The sequence below is a fragment of the Amycolatopsis tolypomycina genome (genome assembly GCF_900105945.1).
Taxonomy (GTDB): domain Bacteria; phylum Actinomycetota; class Actinomycetes; order Mycobacteriales; family Pseudonocardiaceae; genus Amycolatopsis; species Amycolatopsis tolypomycina.
In genome coordinates this window covers 937629-953485 of record NZ_FNSO01000004.1, presented here as the reverse complement: position 1 = coordinate 953485, position 15857 = coordinate 937629, and the positions used below count along the sequence as shown (strand labels likewise).

Annotated in this window: 11 protein-coding genes; 6 read left to right on the top strand and 5 right to left on the bottom strand. The window is 71.3% G+C overall.

The window, feature by feature from the left end; translation table 11 throughout:
• Positions 1 to 102: 102 nt before the first annotated feature.
• A complete protein-coding gene (locus tag BLW76_RS15150) occupies positions 103 to 1803 on the top strand; it encodes a DUF6119 family protein (RefSeq protein WP_091307525.1) in 1701 nt (566 codons plus the stop codon).
• A gap of 104 nt (positions 1804 to 1907) precedes the next feature.
• Here the strand turns inward: BLW76_RS15150 and BLW76_RS15145 are convergent, their stop codons facing one another.
• The 4 genes from BLW76_RS15145 to BLW76_RS15130 all read right to left on the bottom strand — a co-directional run bounded on the left by BLW76_RS15145 (position 1908) and on the right by BLW76_RS15130 (position 5879).
• Positions 1908 to 2435 carry a regulatory protein RecX gene (locus BLW76_RS15145; RefSeq protein WP_091319416.1) on the bottom strand — a complete coding sequence of 176 codons (528 nt, stop codon included), beginning with the start codon at positions 2433 to 2435 and terminating at the stop codon, positions 1908 to 1910.
• A gap of 86 nt (positions 2436 to 2521) precedes the next feature.
• A complete protein-coding gene (gene recA, locus BLW76_RS15140) occupies positions 2522 to 3568 on the bottom strand; it encodes a recombinase RecA (protein ID WP_091307523.1) in 1047 nt (348 codons plus the stop codon).
• Positions 3569 to 3806: 238 nt separating this feature from the next.
• Positions 3807 to 4001 carry a DUF3046 domain-containing protein gene (locus tag BLW76_RS15135; protein ID WP_091319414.1) on the bottom strand — a complete coding sequence of 65 codons (195 nt, stop codon included), beginning with the start codon at positions 3999 to 4001 and terminating at the stop codon, positions 3807 to 3809.
• A 30-nt stretch (positions 4002 to 4031) separates the two neighbouring features.
• Complete coding sequence (locus BLW76_RS15130; protein WP_091307522.1) at positions 4032 to 5879, bottom strand: Hsp70 family protein; 1848 nt, start codon at positions 5877 to 5879, stop codon at positions 4032 to 4034.
• 259 nt (positions 5880 to 6138) lie between these two features.
• Between BLW76_RS15130 and pdxA the strand changes: the two genes are divergently transcribed.
• The 5 genes from pdxA (at position 6139) to def (ending at position 14731) form a co-directional block, all read left to right on the top strand.
• Positions 6139 to 7167: a 4-hydroxythreonine-4-phosphate dehydrogenase PdxA gene (gene pdxA / locus BLW76_RS15125; RefSeq protein WP_091307520.1), complete on the top strand. Its 1029-nt coding sequence runs from the start codon at positions 6139 to 6141 to the stop codon at positions 7165 to 7167.
• Positions 7164 to 8441 carry an MFS transporter gene (locus tag BLW76_RS15120; protein WP_091307518.1) on the top strand — a complete coding sequence of 426 codons (1278 nt, stop codon included), beginning with the start codon at positions 7164 to 7166 and terminating at the stop codon, positions 8439 to 8441. Before pdxA ends, BLW76_RS15120 begins: the two co-directional genes overlap by 4 nt.
• Positions 8413 to 9201: a DeoR/GlpR family DNA-binding transcription regulator gene (locus tag BLW76_RS15115; RefSeq protein ID WP_091307517.1), complete on the top strand. Its 789-nt coding sequence runs from the start codon at positions 8413 to 8415 to the stop codon at positions 9199 to 9201. The genes BLW76_RS15120 and BLW76_RS15115 overlap by 29 nt, the downstream gene beginning before the upstream one ends.
• Positions 9194 to 13864, top strand: a complete 4671-nt coding sequence (locus BLW76_RS15110; protein ID WP_208613301.1) for a DEAD/DEAH box helicase — start codon at positions 9194 to 9196, stop codon at positions 13862 to 13864. Before BLW76_RS15115 ends, BLW76_RS15110 begins: the two co-directional genes overlap by 8 nt.
• Positions 13865 to 14230: 366 nt before the next feature.
• Positions 14231 to 14731: a peptide deformylase gene (gene def, locus BLW76_RS15105; protein ID WP_091307514.1), complete on the top strand. Its 501-nt coding sequence runs from the start codon at positions 14231 to 14233 to the stop codon at positions 14729 to 14731.
• A 3-nt stretch (positions 14732 to 14734) separates the two neighbouring features.
• On the opposite strand, the gene BLW76_RS15100 is transcribed toward def, so the two are convergent.
• Positions 14735 to 15796, bottom strand: coding sequence for a GNAT family N-acetyltransferase (locus BLW76_RS15100; RefSeq protein ID WP_091307512.1), 1062 nt, complete (start codon positions 15794 to 15796; stop codon positions 14735 to 14737).
• Positions 15797 to 15857 lie beyond the last annotated feature (61 nt).

The following is a 15857-nucleotide window of genomic DNA, read 5'->3' as shown; positions in this document are numbered from 1 at the left end:
TGTCCACTTTGGATAACTGCGGAGTCTCACCCGTGAGCCGACCGGGTGAACACCTCTCGGAAACCATGGACTTGAACAGCCGACGTTGCTATCGATCCCTGGATGACCGAGCACCCGATCGGAGCAGACGAGCCGAACTCATTCCCGACACGCAAGATGAGCCTGTACCGGATGTATCCGGCCGACTCCCTGCAGGAACTCGCCGCGCTGAAGATTCTCGAGGACACGGCGGAGAGGTTCACCCACCACGAAGTTCGAGTCGGTTCGATACCGGGCCTGTTGATTTCAGGTGAGTCACCGGCGGACGTGGTGGAGTGGGTTCCGGCGATCACTTCGTTGACCGGGATTGACCTCGGCTTCACCAGCGCTACCGCCTCCGCCGCCCTGTTCCTTCGGATTGACGACATCAACTACGCACTGACCTTCGGGCACGGGTGGCGATACCTGCGAGACAGCAAGCTCGACCGCGAGTTCGGCCTCGACGTAGCAGTCCGGCTGCTTGATCCCGACGAGATCCGTCGCATTACACGGTGGGCGCTCAGCGCCAAGGCAAGAGTCGACCAGAACATGGTCCCTGGCGGCCAAGGTCTCTGGGCATTCGGCCTGAGAGAACACGCCGAACTGGTGCGTAAGCTCAGCGGCAAGGTGCACGGCGACATCACGGTCGACCTTGCCTACGTCCGACAACGCGGCAACTACCGGAACTTCCGACTCAACTTGGAGTGCGGCGACGGGGTCCAGCTTCCCCTGGGCATCCAAGGGGAATCTCTGACGTCGGACTTGCGCGAGTTGACTCAGGTCGTCGCCCAGTTGAAGGTTCGCGATCGGCTGGAGCCGCTGCAATGGGTACGCCGTCTTGCACCCGGACACGATCTGCGGGATCTACTCGATTCGACCGTGGTCGACCTGCTTGCGCATCCAGATCCGGATCGCGGCGAAGTAGGCATCGCCTATCCTGCGAGGTACTACGACGGTCCGGATGTTCGCATCTACCGAGGCCACGTCGGAAGCGTTCGGATCGACACTGATGACCTCGGCATCGATGACCTCCGCTCGGGGGTCGTGAGCCAGCCCACCGGGGACCAGCTCCGGACACTACGCACCAGCACAATCGAAGGCCTTGACGAAACCGGCAAATCTCTCGGCGGAAATGTCAGTGCGCTCCATTGGATGGCTGCCGAGATCATCGATCCCACGTGTCGCTACATCCTTCTCGACGGCGATTGGTACCGACTCGGCGACAAGTACCTCCGGCACGTGGACCGGATCGTCACCGAGGCGTTCGCGAACACTCCGACATGGACACTTCCAGCTTGGAACATGGCCCCGCTCAGCTCCACGACCAACTCAGTGCACGAACGCGACTACAACGGATACGTCCCTGCGGTGGACGACCGTTTCCTGTGTCTCGATCGCAAGTTGCTCAGAACGAGGGTTCATCCACAAGGGTTCGAAACCTGCGATCTGCTGGGTCCCGACAACTTTCTCGTCCACGTGAAGAAGGTCAGTAGCGGGACTGGCTCCTCTGTCCTCAGTCACCTTTTCGCCCAAGGCCTGGTGGCCGTTGAGAGCCTCAACGATCCGGCCACGTGGACCGAGTTCGTCGAACTGGTCCGAGAGCAGGACCCCGCCAGAGCCGATACGCTCGGCTCCAGGCCTGAGGGGTTGGTATACGCGATTCATCGATCCGACAAGCCGCTTCTGCCGAGCACCCTCTTCACCTTCGCACGATCAGCCCTGGTGTCCGCTGCGATCTCACTGACGTCCGCGAACATACCGCTGCAGATCAGCGTGATCCCTTAGGCTCGGCATCTCGGTCCGTGAGCAGCCGGGTCATCATCTCCTACGCTGACTTCGCTCTGCCCCGGACCCGCCGGGCTGCTCGACGGTCCTGTGGCTGGCGACCGTCAGTCGATGACGGCGTCGTCGAGCAGGGTGGACTCCGCGCCGTACGCGCGGAGTTCTTCCCTGATCACGGTGTAGGCGAGTCCTTGTGGGTAGCCCTTGCGCGCGAGGAAGCCGAGCAGCCGCCGCAGGGCGGTCTGTTCGTCGACGTTGCCGAGCGACCCGAGGCGCTTGCGGACCAGTTCCCTGGCCATCTGCTCCTCGGACTCGCGGTCGACCTCGCCGGCCGCCTGCGCGGCGACCTCGCCGTCGACGCCCTTGCGCCGCAGTTCGGCCACCAGCGCCGTGCGGGACAGGCCCTGGTTCGCGTGCCGGGACTTCACCCACAGTTCCGCGAACTCGGCGTCGTTGACCAGCCCGGCCCGGTCGAGCTTGCCGAGCAGGGTCTCGCAGGTCTCCTCGTCGAACCCCTTGCGGTGCAACGCCTGCCGCAGCTCCTCCTGGGTGCGCGGACGAGCAGCCAGGAGATCGAAGCAGATCTCCTTGGCCTTCTTGTACCGCTCCTCAGGAGGAAGCTCGGCCGGCAGCACCTTGGGCGCCCTGGCCACCTGAGTCACTCCTCATCTTCACGCCCACCGTGGACCTGGACCACGGTGGGCTCACCCACGCCGGACGATCAGAAGTCGACCGGCGCCGGAACCGCCTCGACGGCGTCCGCGTCGAGCTGCGGCCCGATGCCGAGCTTCTCCTTGATGCGCTTCTCGATCTCGTTGGCGATGTCCGGGTTGTCGCGCAGGAACCGGCGCGCGTTCTCCTTGCCCTGGCCGAGCTGGTCGCCCTCGTAGGTGTACCAGGCGCCCGACTTGCGCACGATGGCCTGATCGACACCCATGTCGATGAGCGAGCCCTCGCGGGAGATGCCCTGGCCGTACAGGATGTCGAACTCGGCCTGCTTGAAGGGCGGGGCCACCTTGTTCTTGACGATCTTGACGCGGGTCCGGTTGCCGACCGCCTCGCCGGCGTCCTTCATGGTCTCGATGCGGCGGACGTCCAGGCGGACCGACGCGTAGAACTTCAGCGCCTTACCACCGGTGGTGGTCTCCGGGGAGCCGAACATGACGCCGACCTTCTCGCGGAGCTGGTTGATGAAGATCGCGGTGGTGCCGGAGTTGGACAGCGCACCGGTGATCTTCCGCAGCGCCTGGCTCATCAGGCGGGCCTGGAGGCCGACGTGCGAGTCACCCATCTCGCCTTCGATTTCCGCGCGCGGCACGAGCGCGGCCACGGAGTCGATGACCAGGATGTCGAGGGCGCCGGAGCGGATCAGCATGTCCGCGATCTCGAGGGCCTGCTCACCCGTGTCCGGCTGCGACACGAGCAGCGCGTCGGTGTCGACGCCGAGGTTCTTCGCGTACTCCGGGTCGAGCGCGTGCTCCGCGTCGATGAACGCCGCGATGCCGCCGGCGCGCTGCGCGTTCGCGACCGCGTGCAGCGCGACCGTGGTCTTACCGGAGGATTCCGGGCCGTAGATCTCGACGACCCGGCCGCGGGGCAGCCCCCCGATGCCGAGCGCGACGTCGAGGGCGATCGAGCCGGTGGGGATCACGGCGATGGGCGGCCGGGTGTCCTCGCCGAGGCGCATCACCGAGCCCTTGCCGTACTGCTTGTCGATCTGTGCGAGCGCGAGCTCGAGCGCCTTGTCCTTGTCGGGTGCTGCAGGCATGGAAAGTCCACCTCGCTGGTCGGAGCCCTGTCAGGGGCTCTCTGTGTCGGTTCTTCAGCTGTCCGGTCCGACGCTAGCGGCGGGGACCGACAATTCCAGGCGCGGCGCCCAATCTGTGGATCGCTGGACCCGATGTGGACAACACCTTAGACGAACACCTGTTCGAGGTCGGCAGCGACACACCCTTGCGGTAGGATTTTCGCCCGCCCGGGTCGGTGCGCACTCCCACAACCGCAGGTCAGCGTCGTTCGGCCGGCACGTCGAAGGCGTCGCAGACCTCGCGCCAGATCTCCTTCGCCGGGATTCCTGCGGTCAGCGCCTGGTCGACGGTGCGGCCGCCGAGCCCGCTCAGGACGTGGTCCCTGGCCAGCACCTGAGCTCGGCCGGAGCCGAACTCCTCGGCCATCAGCCGCCGGAAAACCGTGATTCGCATCGAGCCCACTCTAACCAGCGGGCGCGACGGCTACTGACCCGGCTGGACGCTCGCCTCGAAGTAGTCGGCCAGCGTGCCGGGCGTGGTCGCCGCCGCCTGCTCACTCGTGTTCAGCTGGTAGATGAACCCGGCCAGGGGCCGGTCCGCCACCGTGAACACGAGCACCGCCGACGTCTTCCCCGCGGCCGACGAGTAGTGCCCCTTCAGCCCGTTGCCGCCCCAGTCGGCCTCGGTGCGGTCGCCGCCCGCCGAGGCGAGCAGGCCGTCGGTGTACTGCTTGAGCGCCGCGGCGCTGTCGCCGTGGACGTAGGTCACCTGGGTGCCCGCGCGGCCCGGTGCCGAGCACGTCGAGGCGGCCCCCAGGCTCTGCGCCGGCGCCGCCGGCCCGTTGCCCATGCCCCGCTTGCAGTCGCCGGTGTCGGCGATCTTCCCGGCGAGCTGGCGCAGGCAGCCGGTGAAGCCCTTGTCGTCCGCCTGGCCCGGCGTCTTGCACTGGTCCGCGGTGTAGGTCGGCACCGAGGACGACGACGTGAGGAAGATCGTGAGGCCCGCCGCGAGCGCGACGACGACCGCGGCCGCGATCCCGATCAGCAGCTTCTTCTTCCCGCCCGCCTTCGGCTCGGCCTTCTCCGGTGCCGGCGAATACGCCGGGAAGTTCGACGGCACCGGCTGCGGGCCGCTCGGCGGGAAGTTCGCCGGCGCGTACCCCGGGTACTGCGGCGGAGGCGGCTGCGGCGCGTACTGCGGGCGGTGCGGCGGCGCCCCCGCGGCCACCGCGCCTTCGACGTTCTGGGTGCGCACGGACAGCCCGTCGCGGGCCACGTGCTGCGCGCCGAGCGCGACGGCCGTCTCCGGCTGGTCGAGGCTGCCCGGCACGACGCCGAGCTTCTCCGCGATCATGGTGCCGACCAGTGGCAGCCTGCTCGACCCGCCGACGAGGTAGATGCCGGCCAGCCGGTCCGGGGTCAGCCCGGACGACCGCAGCGTCCGCGACAGCAGCTCGACACTGCGCAGCATCGCCGGGCGGACCAGGCCTTCCAGCTCGCCGCGGGTGACCAGGACGTCCTTGAACGGCTCGGGCATCGGCACCTCGGTCTGCGGGTGCCGCGACAAGGCCTCCTTGGCCGCCTTGACGTCCTCCTGCAGCGCGCGCCGGGTGCGCCGGTCGCCGGTGGACTCCGGGCGCAGCAGCCGCTGCCAGCGCTGCGGGTCCGAGTGCGAGACCTCGCGCCCGACGTGCACCATCAGCGCCTGGTCGACGTCGAGGCCGCCGAGATCGGGCAGGCCGTCCTCGGCGAGGACGGTGAACCCGTTCTGCGTGGCGCCGACGACCGCGACGTCGAAGGTGCCCGCGCCCAGGTCGTAGACGGCGAGCGCCTGCCCGGGCGCGAGCGACTTGCCGGGGAACGACGCGAAGTGCGCCGCGGCGGCCACCGGCTCGGGGACCAGCAGGATGTTCGGGCCCATCCCGGCGAGCCGGGCGGCGGACAGCAGCACGTTGCGGCGGGTCTGGCCCCACTGCGCGGGATGGGTCAGCCGGACCTCGTCGGGCTGCTCGCCGCCGAGCTGGCGGGAGGTCTCTTCGAGCACGCGGCGCAGGATGGCGGCCAGCGCGTCGGTCACCGGGACGACGTCGGTGCCGAGCAGCAGGGTCTGCTCGTCGATGCGGCGCTTGGGGTTCGGCTCGAAGCGCGTCGGGTCGAGCCGGGCGCGGCGCTCGGCGTCGCGGCCGACCATGATCGTGCCCTCTTCGGTGGCGAACACCGCCGACGGCATGTTGGCCGAGCCGTCCACCTCGACGACCCGGGGCGGCATCCCGTGCGCCGAAAGCACGGCGACGGTGTTCGACGTCCCGAGGTCCACCGACAGGATCCGCACAGCACTCCCCTTCGCGAAAACACGCCCCAACGGCGCCCGCGGTGATGCTGCCATGCGCGCGGTCACCGTGCGTGCGGACCCGGGAAAGTCACTGCTCCTTGACGCGGATGGTGATCAAGGTGCATCCTAGTTGCACAGTTCGGTCATAAGAGTTGCACAGATCGCGCAATCGAGAGGTTCCGGTGAAGAACTCAGGCACCCGGCACGCCTCGCCACCACACACCTGAACCACGTCCCGGCCACCGGAAGGAAGAACCCCGTGAGCGACCTCCCCGTCCTCGCCGTCACCCTCGGCGACCCCGTCGGCATCGGCCCGGAGATCACCCTCAAGACCCTCGCCGAGCCGGAAGCTCTCCAGCTGGCGCGCGGGGTGGCGGTGGGCGACGCGATCGTCCTGGAGCGCCTGGTCCGGCACCTGGGCCTGCACCTGGAGATCAACCCGATCGCCACGGTCGCCGACGCGCGCTTCACCACCGGTGTGATCGACGTGCTCAACCTCGGCGTGGTCACCGAAGACCTGCCGTGGGGCGAGGTCAACGCGACGGCGGGCGCCGCCGCCGTCGGCGCGATCGAGGTCGCCACCCGGCTCGCGCTGGCCGGTGAGGTCGACGCGGTGGTGACCGCGCCGATCAACAAGGAGGCCATCTGGGCGGCAGGCTCGCAGCACCTCGGGCACACCGAAATGCTCGGCGAGCTGACCGGGTCGACCCGGTTCAACACGATGTTCTGGGTCTCCGGGCTGAAGATCTTCTTCGCCACCCGGCACCTCTCGCTGCGCGAAGCGATCAACCAGATCACGCGGGAGAACATCGAGCACGCGATCCGGGAGGCGTACACCGCGCTGGAGGTGTTCGGCACCGAGAAACCGAGACTGGCCGTGGCGGCGCTCAACCCGCACGGCGGGGAAAACGGCAAGTTCGGCGACGAGGAGATCATCGCGATCGCCCCGGCCGTGGCCGCCGCGCGGGTGGCCGGGCTCGACGTGGTCGGCCCGATCCCCGCGGATTCCGTGTTCCACCAAGGGATTCAAGGCCGGTTCGACGGGGTGCTCTCGCTCTACCACGACCAGGGCCACATCGCCGCGAAGACGTACGACTTCGACGGCACGGTGTCGGTGACGGTCGGCCTGCCCATCCTGCGCACGTCGGTCGACCACGGCACGGCGTTCGACATCGCCGGCACCGGCCGGGCGTCGCACGGCACCATGCGGGCGGCGTTCAAGGCCGCGGCCACCCTGGCGCCGTACGCGCGGAAACTGCCCGTCATCTACCCGCCGGGGGTCCGATGATCCCCGGCAAGCGCTGGGCGTACGTCATCCCGGTCGCGGTGGTCATGTACATGCTGGCCTACCTCGACCGCACGAACGTCGCGGTGATCCTGCCCTACATCGGCGCCGACTTCCCGCTGTCCGCCGGCGCGAAGGGCCTGGCGAGCGGCATCTTCTTCGTCGGCTACCTCGTGCTGCAGATCCCGGCGGCGGTCCTGGCGGCGAAGTGGAGCGCCCGCAGGACCGTGCTGATCCTGATGATCGCGTGGGCGGTCGCGGCGGTGCTGTGCGGGCTGGTGCGGAACGAAACCCAGCTGTACCTGGCCCGGCTGCTGCTCGGCCTGTTCGAGGGCGGCGTGTGGCCGGCGGTGCTGATCCTGCTGGCGTCCTGGTTCCCGCAGGCCGAACGGGCACGGGCCAACGCGCTGTGGATGACGTGCCTGCCGATCTCGGCGATCCTCATGTCGCCGCTGTCCGGGTTCATGCTCGACCACATGTCCTGGCGCTGGGTGTTCGTCCTGCAAGGGCTGCCGCCGCTGGTGTGGGCGGCCGTCTGGTGGTTCGCGGTGGCCGACCGGCCGGCGCAGGCCAGGTGGATCTCGCCGGCGGAACGCGAGTACCTCGAAACCACCTTGCAAGCCGAAGAAGACGCGAAGCCGGCGTTCGCGAAGCAGGGGTACCGGCAGGCGCTCGCGAACCGCCAGGTGCTGCTGCTGGTCGGCGTCTACTTCTTCTGGATCACCGGCTTCTACGGCTTCTCCCTGTGGCTGCCGTCGGTGGTGAAGACGATGACCGGCGGCTCGGCCACCGCCGTCGGCTTCCTGTCGGCCGTGCCGTACGTGCTGGCGCTGGCCGGGATGGTCGCGTGCGCGCAGTGGTCCGACCGCACCGGCAACCGGCGGCTCGCGGTCACGGCGCCGCTGCTGGTCGCCATCGCCGGGCTGCTGCTGGGCAACCTCGTGCACTGGCCGGCGGCCGTGCAGCTGCTCCTGCTCTGCGTGGTGGCAACCGGCCTGTACATGCCGTACGGGCCGTTCTGGGCGATCCCCGGCCGGGTCCTCGGCATCGAGGTCGTCGCCGTGGCGATGGGCCTGATCAACGCGCTCGGCAACCTCGGCGGGTTCGCCGGCCCCTACCTGGTCGGCTGGCTCACCGACGTCACCGGCACCGCGACCACCGGGTTCGTCGTACTGGCCGCGTTCCTCGCCGTGGCCGCCGGGCTGGCGTTCTTCGGGCTGAAACCCGTGACTGTGGAAGGGTCGGCGCATGTCCCAGCCGCGACCAGGCACCCGTGACCGGCGCGCGATGCTCCTGGAAGCCGTCCGCGACGGCTCCGGCGGCATCGCGGAGCTGGCCGAAGAGTTCGGCGTCTCCGAGTCGACGATCCGCCGCGACCTCGCGTCGCTGGCCGATGCCGGGCACGTCGTCCGCACCTACGGCGGCGCGCTCGACACCGAACGCAGTCCGCGCGAGAAGGACCGGGAGCACGCGGCGGCCAAGGACGTCATCGCCCGCGAGGCCGCCGCGCTCGTCCAGGACGGCGAAGTGGTGCTGCTCGACGCCGGCACGACCACGGGCAGGCTCGCCCGCCACCTCGCCCACCGCGAGGGGCTGACCGTGGTGACCAACGGCGTCACCGCGATCCGCGAGCTCGCGGGCTTCGCCGGGATCGACCTCGTCGTCCTCGGCGGCCGCCTGCGGCACCCCGGCGAGGCGATTCTCGGCGAGAGCGTGCTGGCCCAGCTGAGGCACATTTCACCCGACCGGGTGTTCCTGGGTGCGGACGGCCTGGTGGCGGACCGCGGCCTGTGCTGCCCGTCACTGGAGCAGTCGGTGGTCAAGCACGCGATGCTCCACGCGGGCGGCGAGGCGTACGTGCTGGCCGACCACTCCAAGCTGGACCAGGCCCCTTTTTCGTACTGGACACCGCTCGACCGCGACTACCGGCTGATCACCGACGAGCCCCGGGTCGACGTCGTGTTCCCGCAGTTCGCCCAGAGCGTGATCCTGGCCGGCGGCTCCGAAATTGTCGGTGGTGCCGCGCATCATGAATGACGTGGCAACCGACGTGCTCGACCTCTTCTCCCCCGCGACCCGCGACTGGTTCGCGGGAGCCTTCGCCGCGCCCACCGCGGCGCAGGAAGGGGCCTGGCGGGCCGCGCACGCGGGCGAGCACGCCCTCGTCGTCGCCCCCACCGGGTCCGGCAAGACGCTGTCCGCGTTCCTCTGGGCGCTGGACAGGCTCTCCGTGGAGCCACCGCCGGCGGAGGCGACGAAACGCTGCCGGATCCTCTACGTCTCGCCGCTGAAGGCCCTGGCGGTCGACGTCCAGCGGAACCTGCGGGCCCCGCTCGCCGGCATCTCGCAGGCCAGCCGCAGGCTCGGGCTCCCGGTGCCGGGGATCGAGGTGGGCATGCGCACCGGCGACACCACCGCCGCCGAGCGCCGCACGTTCGCCAAGACCCCGCCGGACGTGCTGGTGACCACGCCGGAGTCGCTGTTCCTCATCCTCACGTCGTCGGCGCGGGAGTCGCTGCGCGGTGTCGAGACCGTGATCGTCGACGAGGTGCACGCGGTCGCCGGCGGCAAGCGTGGCGCGCACCTCGCGCTCTCGCTGGAGCGGCTGGACGCACTGCTCCCGAAGCCGGCGCAGCGGATCGGCCTGTCGGCGACGGTCCGCCCGATCGACGAGGTGAGCGCGTTCCTGGCCGGCGGCCGCCCGGTGCGCGTGGTCCAGCCGAAGCTGGCGAAGACCATCGAGGTCCGCGTCGAGGTCCCGGTCGAGGACATGAGCAACCTCGACGCGCCCCGCAGCGGCCCGGCGCCGAGCCCGCTCGACGCGCTGGAATCACTGGAGTCGCTGACCGAGGCGTTCCCACCCGGGGACATCGCGCCGGGCGGGCTGGGCACCCTCGAAGAGATGGCCGGCAACCCCGTCCAGCGGCCGTCGATCTGGCCGGCGGTCGAGGAGCGGGTGCTGAGCCTGATCCGCGCGCACCGCTCGACCATCGTCTTCGCCAACTCGCGCCGGCTCACCGAACGGCTCACCGCCCGGCTCAACGAGCTCGCCGCCGAGCAGACCGAGCTCACCCCGGCCGACACGTTCCCCGCCGAAGCCATCGCGCAGTCCGGCGTGAGCACCGGTGCGCCGCCGGTGATCGCCCGGGCCCACCACGGGTCGATGTCGCGGGAGCAGCGCACGCACGTCGAGGAGTCGCTGAAGTCCGGGCAGCTGCCGTGCGTGGTGGCGACGTCGTCGCTGGAGCTCGGCATCGACATGGGCGCGGTCGACCTGGTGGTGCAGATCGAGGCGCCGCCGACGGTGGCGTCCGGCCTGCAGCGCGTCGGCCGGGCCGGGCACCAGGTCGGTGCGGTGTCGTCCGGGGTGATGTTCCCCAAGTTCCGCGGTGACCTCGTCTCCTGCGCGGTCGTCGCGGAGCGGATGGCGAGCGGGGCGATCGAAGCGGTCCGCTACCCGCGCAACCCCCTGGACGTCCTGGCGCAGCACGTCGTCGCCATGGTGGCACTGGAACCGTGGACGGTGCCGGACCTGGCGGCGCTGGTCCGGCGGGCGGCGCCGTTCGCCGCGCTGCCGGACGACGCCCTGCACGCGGTGCTCGACATGCTCGCCGGCCGCTACCCGAGCGAGGAGTTCGGCGAGCTGCGGGCGCGGATCACCTGGGACCGCATCGGCGGCGAGCTGCGCGGCCGGCCCGGCGCGCAGCGGCTGGCCGTCACGTCGGGCGGCACGATCCCGGACCGCGGCCTGTTCACCGTCATGACCCCGGGCGCGGACGACAAGCCCGGTTCGCGCGTCGGCGAGTTCGACGAAGAGATGGTGTACGAGTCGCGCGTCGGCGACACCATCCTGCTCGGCACGTCGTCGTGGCGGATCACCGACATCACGCACGACCGCGTCATCGTGGTGCCCGCGCCGGGCGAACCGGCGCGGATGCCGTTCTGGAAGGGCGACGCGCCGGGCCGTCCGCTGGAACTGGGCCGGGCGCTGGGGAAGTTCGTCCGCGAACTGTCCACTTCGGACGAGGTGAAGGCGCGCGAGCGGGCCGAGGCGGCGGGCCTGGACGAGCGGGCGTGCGACAACCTGCTCGCCTACCTGGCCGAGCAGAAGGCCGCCACCCGGCACGTCCCGAACGACCGGACGATCCTGCTGGAACGCTACCGCGACGAGCTCGGCGACTGGCGCATCGTGGTGCACTCGCCGTTCGGCGCGCAGGTGAACGCGCCGTGGGCCCTCGCGATCGCCGCCCGGCTGCGGGAAAACCGCGGGGTCGACGCCCAGGTCGCGCACTCCGACGACGGCATCGTCCTGCGGCTGCCGGACGCGCTGGACGCCGACGGCGGCGAGGTCACCATCGGCGCCGACGACGTACTGCTCGACCCCGAGGAGGTCGAGCAGCTGATCGTCGCCGAGGTCGGTGGCTCGGCCGTGTTCGCGGCCCGGTTCCGGGAGTGCGCGGCGCGGTCGCTGCTGCTGCCCCGCCGGGACCCGCGGCGCCGGACTCCGCTGTGGCAGCAACGGCAACGCGCGTCACAACTGCTCTCGGTCGCGGCGAAGTACGAGCGGTTCCCGGTCGTGCTCGAAGCGATGCGGGAGGTGCTGCAGGACGTCTACGACGTCAGCGGCCTGCGCGAGCTGATGGCGGACGTCCGGGCGCGGAAGGTCCGCTTGGTGGAGGTCGAAACGCCGGCCGCGTCGCCGTTCGCGCGCAGCCTGCTCTTCGGCTACATCGGGATGTTCCTGTACGAGACCGACGCACCGCTGGCCGAGCGGCGGGCGGCGGCGCTGTCGCTGGACTCGGCGCTGCTGGCCGAGCTGCTGGGCACCGAGGCGATCCGGGAGCTGCTGGACCCCGAAGCCGTCGCCGAAGTGGAGCGGTCGCTGCAGCGGCTCGATCCCGACAGGCACGCACGCTCGGCCGAGGACGCCGCGGACCTGCTGCGGTTCATCGGCGACCTGACGGTCGAGGAGGCCGCGGAGCGCGGGATCCAGGCGGAGTGGCTCGCCGAGCTGGAGGCGGCCCGGCGGGCGATCCGGGTGCGGATCGGTGGCGCGGAACGGTACCTGGCCATCGAGGACGCCGGCCGGGTGCGCGACGCGCTGGGCACCGCGTTGCCGGTGGGCGTGCCCGAGGCGTTCACCGAGCCGGTGGCGGACCCGCTCGGCGACCTGCTGTCGCGCTACGCCCGCGGCCGGGGCCCGTTCGCGGCGGCGGACGCGGCCGCGCGGTTCGGGCTCGGCACCGCGGTCGTCACCGGCGTCCTCGACCGGATGACCGGCGAAGGCCGCCTGGTGCGCGGCGAGCTGAGCCCGGTCGGCCATCCGGAAACCCACGGCGTCGGCGTCGAATACTGCGACGCGGCGGTGCTGCGCCGGCTGCGGCGGGCGTCGCTGGCGAAGCTGCGGGCGGAAGTCGAGCCGGTCGAACCGGCGGCGCTGGGCCGGTTCCTGCCCGCGTGGCACGGGTTCGGCGGCCGCGTCCGGGCGGCCCCGACGGCGGACGACGTGCTGTCGGTGGTCGAGCAGCTCGCCGGGGCACCGTTGCCGGCGAGCGCGGTGGAGTCGCTGATCCTGCCCGGCCGGCTGCCGGGCTACACCCCCGCGTTGCTCGACGAGCTGACCACGGCGGGCGAGGTCACGTGGGCGGGCTGCGGCGCCCTGTCCGGCGGCGACGGCTGGATCGCCCTCGCCCCGACCGACGTCGCCGACCTCCTGCTGCCCGAAGTCGTCGAGGACATCCCGACCGGGCCACTGCACGACGCCATCGTGTCCACTTTGGAGGGTGGCGCGCTGTTCTTCCGCCAGCTGGTGGACCGCGCGACGGTACTGGTGGACAAGGCCCCGAACGACGCCGAAGTCGTGGCGGCGCTGTGGGACCTGGTCTGGGCGGGCCTGGTCACGGGCGACACCCTGGGCCCGCTGCGCGCCCAGGTCGCCGGACACGGCGCCCACAAGCCACGACGCCAGGCCCCGCGCGGCCGCTACGCACGGCTGCGGGCGGGGCGGCCCCCGATGCCGTCACGGTCCGGGCCGCCGACGGTCGCGGGCCGCTGGGCACTGACCCCACCACGGGAAACCGACGCCACCCGCCGCGCCCACGCGCGGACGGAGGCGTTCCTGGAGCGCCACGGCGTCCTGACCCGCGGCGCGCTCGACACCGAACGCGTCACGGGCGGGTTTTCCGGGATCTACAAGGTCCTCCGCGGCATGGAGGACACGGGCCAGGTGATCCGCGGCTACGTGGTGGAGGGCCTCGGCGCGGCCCAGTTCGCGGCCAAGGGCGCGGTGGACCGCCTGCGCGCCCTGTCGGGCCCGGGCCGCCCGGCACCGGGCCGCCCGGTGGTCCTGGCCGCGGCGGACCCGGCCCAACCGTACGGAGCAGCCCTCCCCTGGCCGGCGGCCACGGGCGACACAAAGCACCGCCCGGCACGCAAGGCGGGCGCACTGGCGGTCCTGGTCGACGGGGTCCCGGCCCTGTACGTGGAGCGAGGAGGCCGATCCCTGCTGAGTTTCACAGAGGAGCGCCAGGCATTGTCGGAGGCGGCCCAGGCCCTGTCATCAGCGGTCCGCGAGGGCTGGCTGGGCCAACTGTCGGTCCAACGCGCAGACGGCGAGCAGGCACTGACATCGGAGCTGGCGGAGGTGTTGCAGGAGGCAGGCTTCCGGGCCACGCCATCCGGTCTGCGCCTCCGGGCCTGAGAGGCCGCCGGACCTCCGGCGCCGCCGGGCCCGCGGGGTCGCCGGACCTCCGGGAAGCCGGCCGGGGAACGCCGCGGCCAACAGTTCGCGGGCCCTGCCCCAACCCGGCATGCCCCCGGGCAATCCGCGCGGCCCCGCCCCAGCCCAGCGAGCCCCGCCACCCCGCAGCCCGGGCAATCCGCGCGCCCCACCCCCGACCCGGTCAGCTCGCGGCCCGAGTCGCCGCCACCCACTGCAGCACCCACCGGCGCAGTCAGCCGGCCACGGTGGCGTCTCCCCCGCGCGGCCGGCTCGGCGATTGCCGCGCGATCGTCTTCCGGGCTGTCCTAAGCTGCCAGTCCGACACGCACGAAGGATGTTCTGCTCATGGCGATGCGCGAACTGCGCTATTTCGGGGATCCGATCCTCAAGTCCGTCTGCGATCCGGTCACCGTGTTCGACGAGAAGCTCGAGGCGCTCGTGCGGGACCTGCTCGACTCCGTCAAGCCCGCCGGGCGGGCCGGGCTGGCCGCGCCGCAGATCGGTGTCGGGCTTCGGGTCTTCAGCTATGACGTCGCCGGGCTGACCGGGTACGTCATCAACCCCGAAATCGTCGAACTGTCCGAAGAAACGCACGAGATCAACGAAGGCTGCCTCTCGGTTCCGGAGCTCTGGTTCCCCACCCGGCGCGCCAAGCACGCGAAGGTCCGCGGCGTCGACGTCCACAACGAGCCGATCGAGGTCGAAGGCGAAGACGTGCTGGCCCAGTGCCTGCAGCACGAAACCGACCACCTCGACGGCGTTCTCTACCTCGACCGGCTCACCGCCGAGCGCAAGAAGTCCGCCCTGCGGGAAGCACGCGGCAAAGACTGGTTCTGGAAGCGCTGAGACTCAGGCCGGCAGGAACAACCGGAGCCGGGCGCCGTCGTCGATGCTGCGTTCCGTGCGGAGGCCGGCTCGGGCCGCCGTGCGGGGCAGGATGTCGTCGCCCGTCAGGCAGTCCGCCGACAGCTCCGTGATGCCCTGGGCCTCCGCCAGCACCGCGAGCCGCGCGAGCAGGGCCGTGCCGATGCCCTGGCGCTGCCAGTCGTCCTCCACCAGCAGGGAAATCTCGGCGCCGCCCGTGATCATCGGGATGAGCTGGGCCAGGCCGATGACCTCGCGGCCGAAGACGGCGAGGACGCTCGTGCCGCGCGGGGGCACCAGCAGCCGGTGGAGGCGGCGGCGCGGCACCGTTCGCACCCCCGTGTGGTAGCGGCGGAACAGCGTCGCCATCGAACAGCGGCGGTGCAGCTCGGCCACCGCGTCGGCGTCGCCGGGGACACCCTTGCGCAGGACGATCGCCGCGCCGTCCGGGCGGTCGAGGACCACCGGGCCCGCCGCGTTGCGGGCCGCCGCCGCGAGCAGCGTCACCAGGGCTTCCGCGCGGGTCAGTTCCAGCTGCACGAACGGCGCCCACTGGCGGCGCGCCACCAGCGCGCTGCCGCCGGCCAGCGCGAACACCGCCCGGTGCCCGCTCTCCGTACGCGCCGGGTTCGCCTCGGCCGCCGGGACGAGCGTGACGACGTCCGCGGCCAGCACGTCCTTCAGCACGTCGGCGAGGCGGCTCGGGTCGTCGATCGCGCGGCGGGCCGCGAGCAGCGTCGCCGCCGACGGGTCGACCAGCTCGTGGACGTCGGCGTCGATGATCGCGGTGCATTCGCAGCCTTCGGCGCGGATGGCGTCGATCAGGTGGCGCCGGGGCAGGCCGGTCGCGGGACGCAGCACGATCTCGTCGAGCACCCCGCCGGGCACCGGCAGCACGGACAGGCCGAGGATGTTGCACTCGAGGTCGGCGAGCCGGATGGCGATGCGGGCGAGGGTGCCCGGGTGGTCGTGCATCCGGATCCGCACCCGCCACGCCGACGGCGCGACCGGCTCGTCGGCGGTGGCCGTCCGGCCCGTCTGGGGCAACGCTCTGGAGGTCTCCATGCCCCCACGGTCCCCCGCGGTTGTTGCCGCTCCAGGACGCCGG

Bases quoted from the DNA above. Each gene is read 5' to 3' on its own strand.
- BLW76_RS15150 (WP_091307525.1), top strand. From the start codon at position 103: ATGACCGAGCACCCGATCGGAGCAGACGAGCCGAACTCATTCCCGACA.
- recA (WP_091307523.1), bottom strand. From the start codon at position 3,568: ATGCCTGCAGCACCCGACAAGGACAAGGCGCTCGAGCTCGCGCTCGCA.
- BLW76_RS15135 (WP_091319414.1), bottom strand. From the start codon at position 4,001: ATGCGAATCACGGTTTTCCGGCGGCTGATGGCCGAGGAGTTCGGCTCC.
- BLW76_RS15120 (WP_091307518.1), top strand. From the start codon at position 7,164: ATGATCCCCGGCAAGCGCTGGGCGTACGTCATCCCGGTCGCGGTGGTC.
- BLW76_RS15115 (WP_091307517.1), top strand. From the start codon at position 8,413: ATGTCCCAGCCGCGACCAGGCACCCGTGACCGGCGCGCGATGCTCCTG.
- BLW76_RS15110 (WP_208613301.1), top strand. From the start codon at position 9,194: ATGAATGACGTGGCAACCGACGTGCTCGACCTCTTCTCCCCCGCGACC.
- def (WP_091307514.1), top strand. From the start codon at position 14,231: ATGGCGATGCGCGAACTGCGCTATTTCGGGGATCCGATCCTCAAGTCC.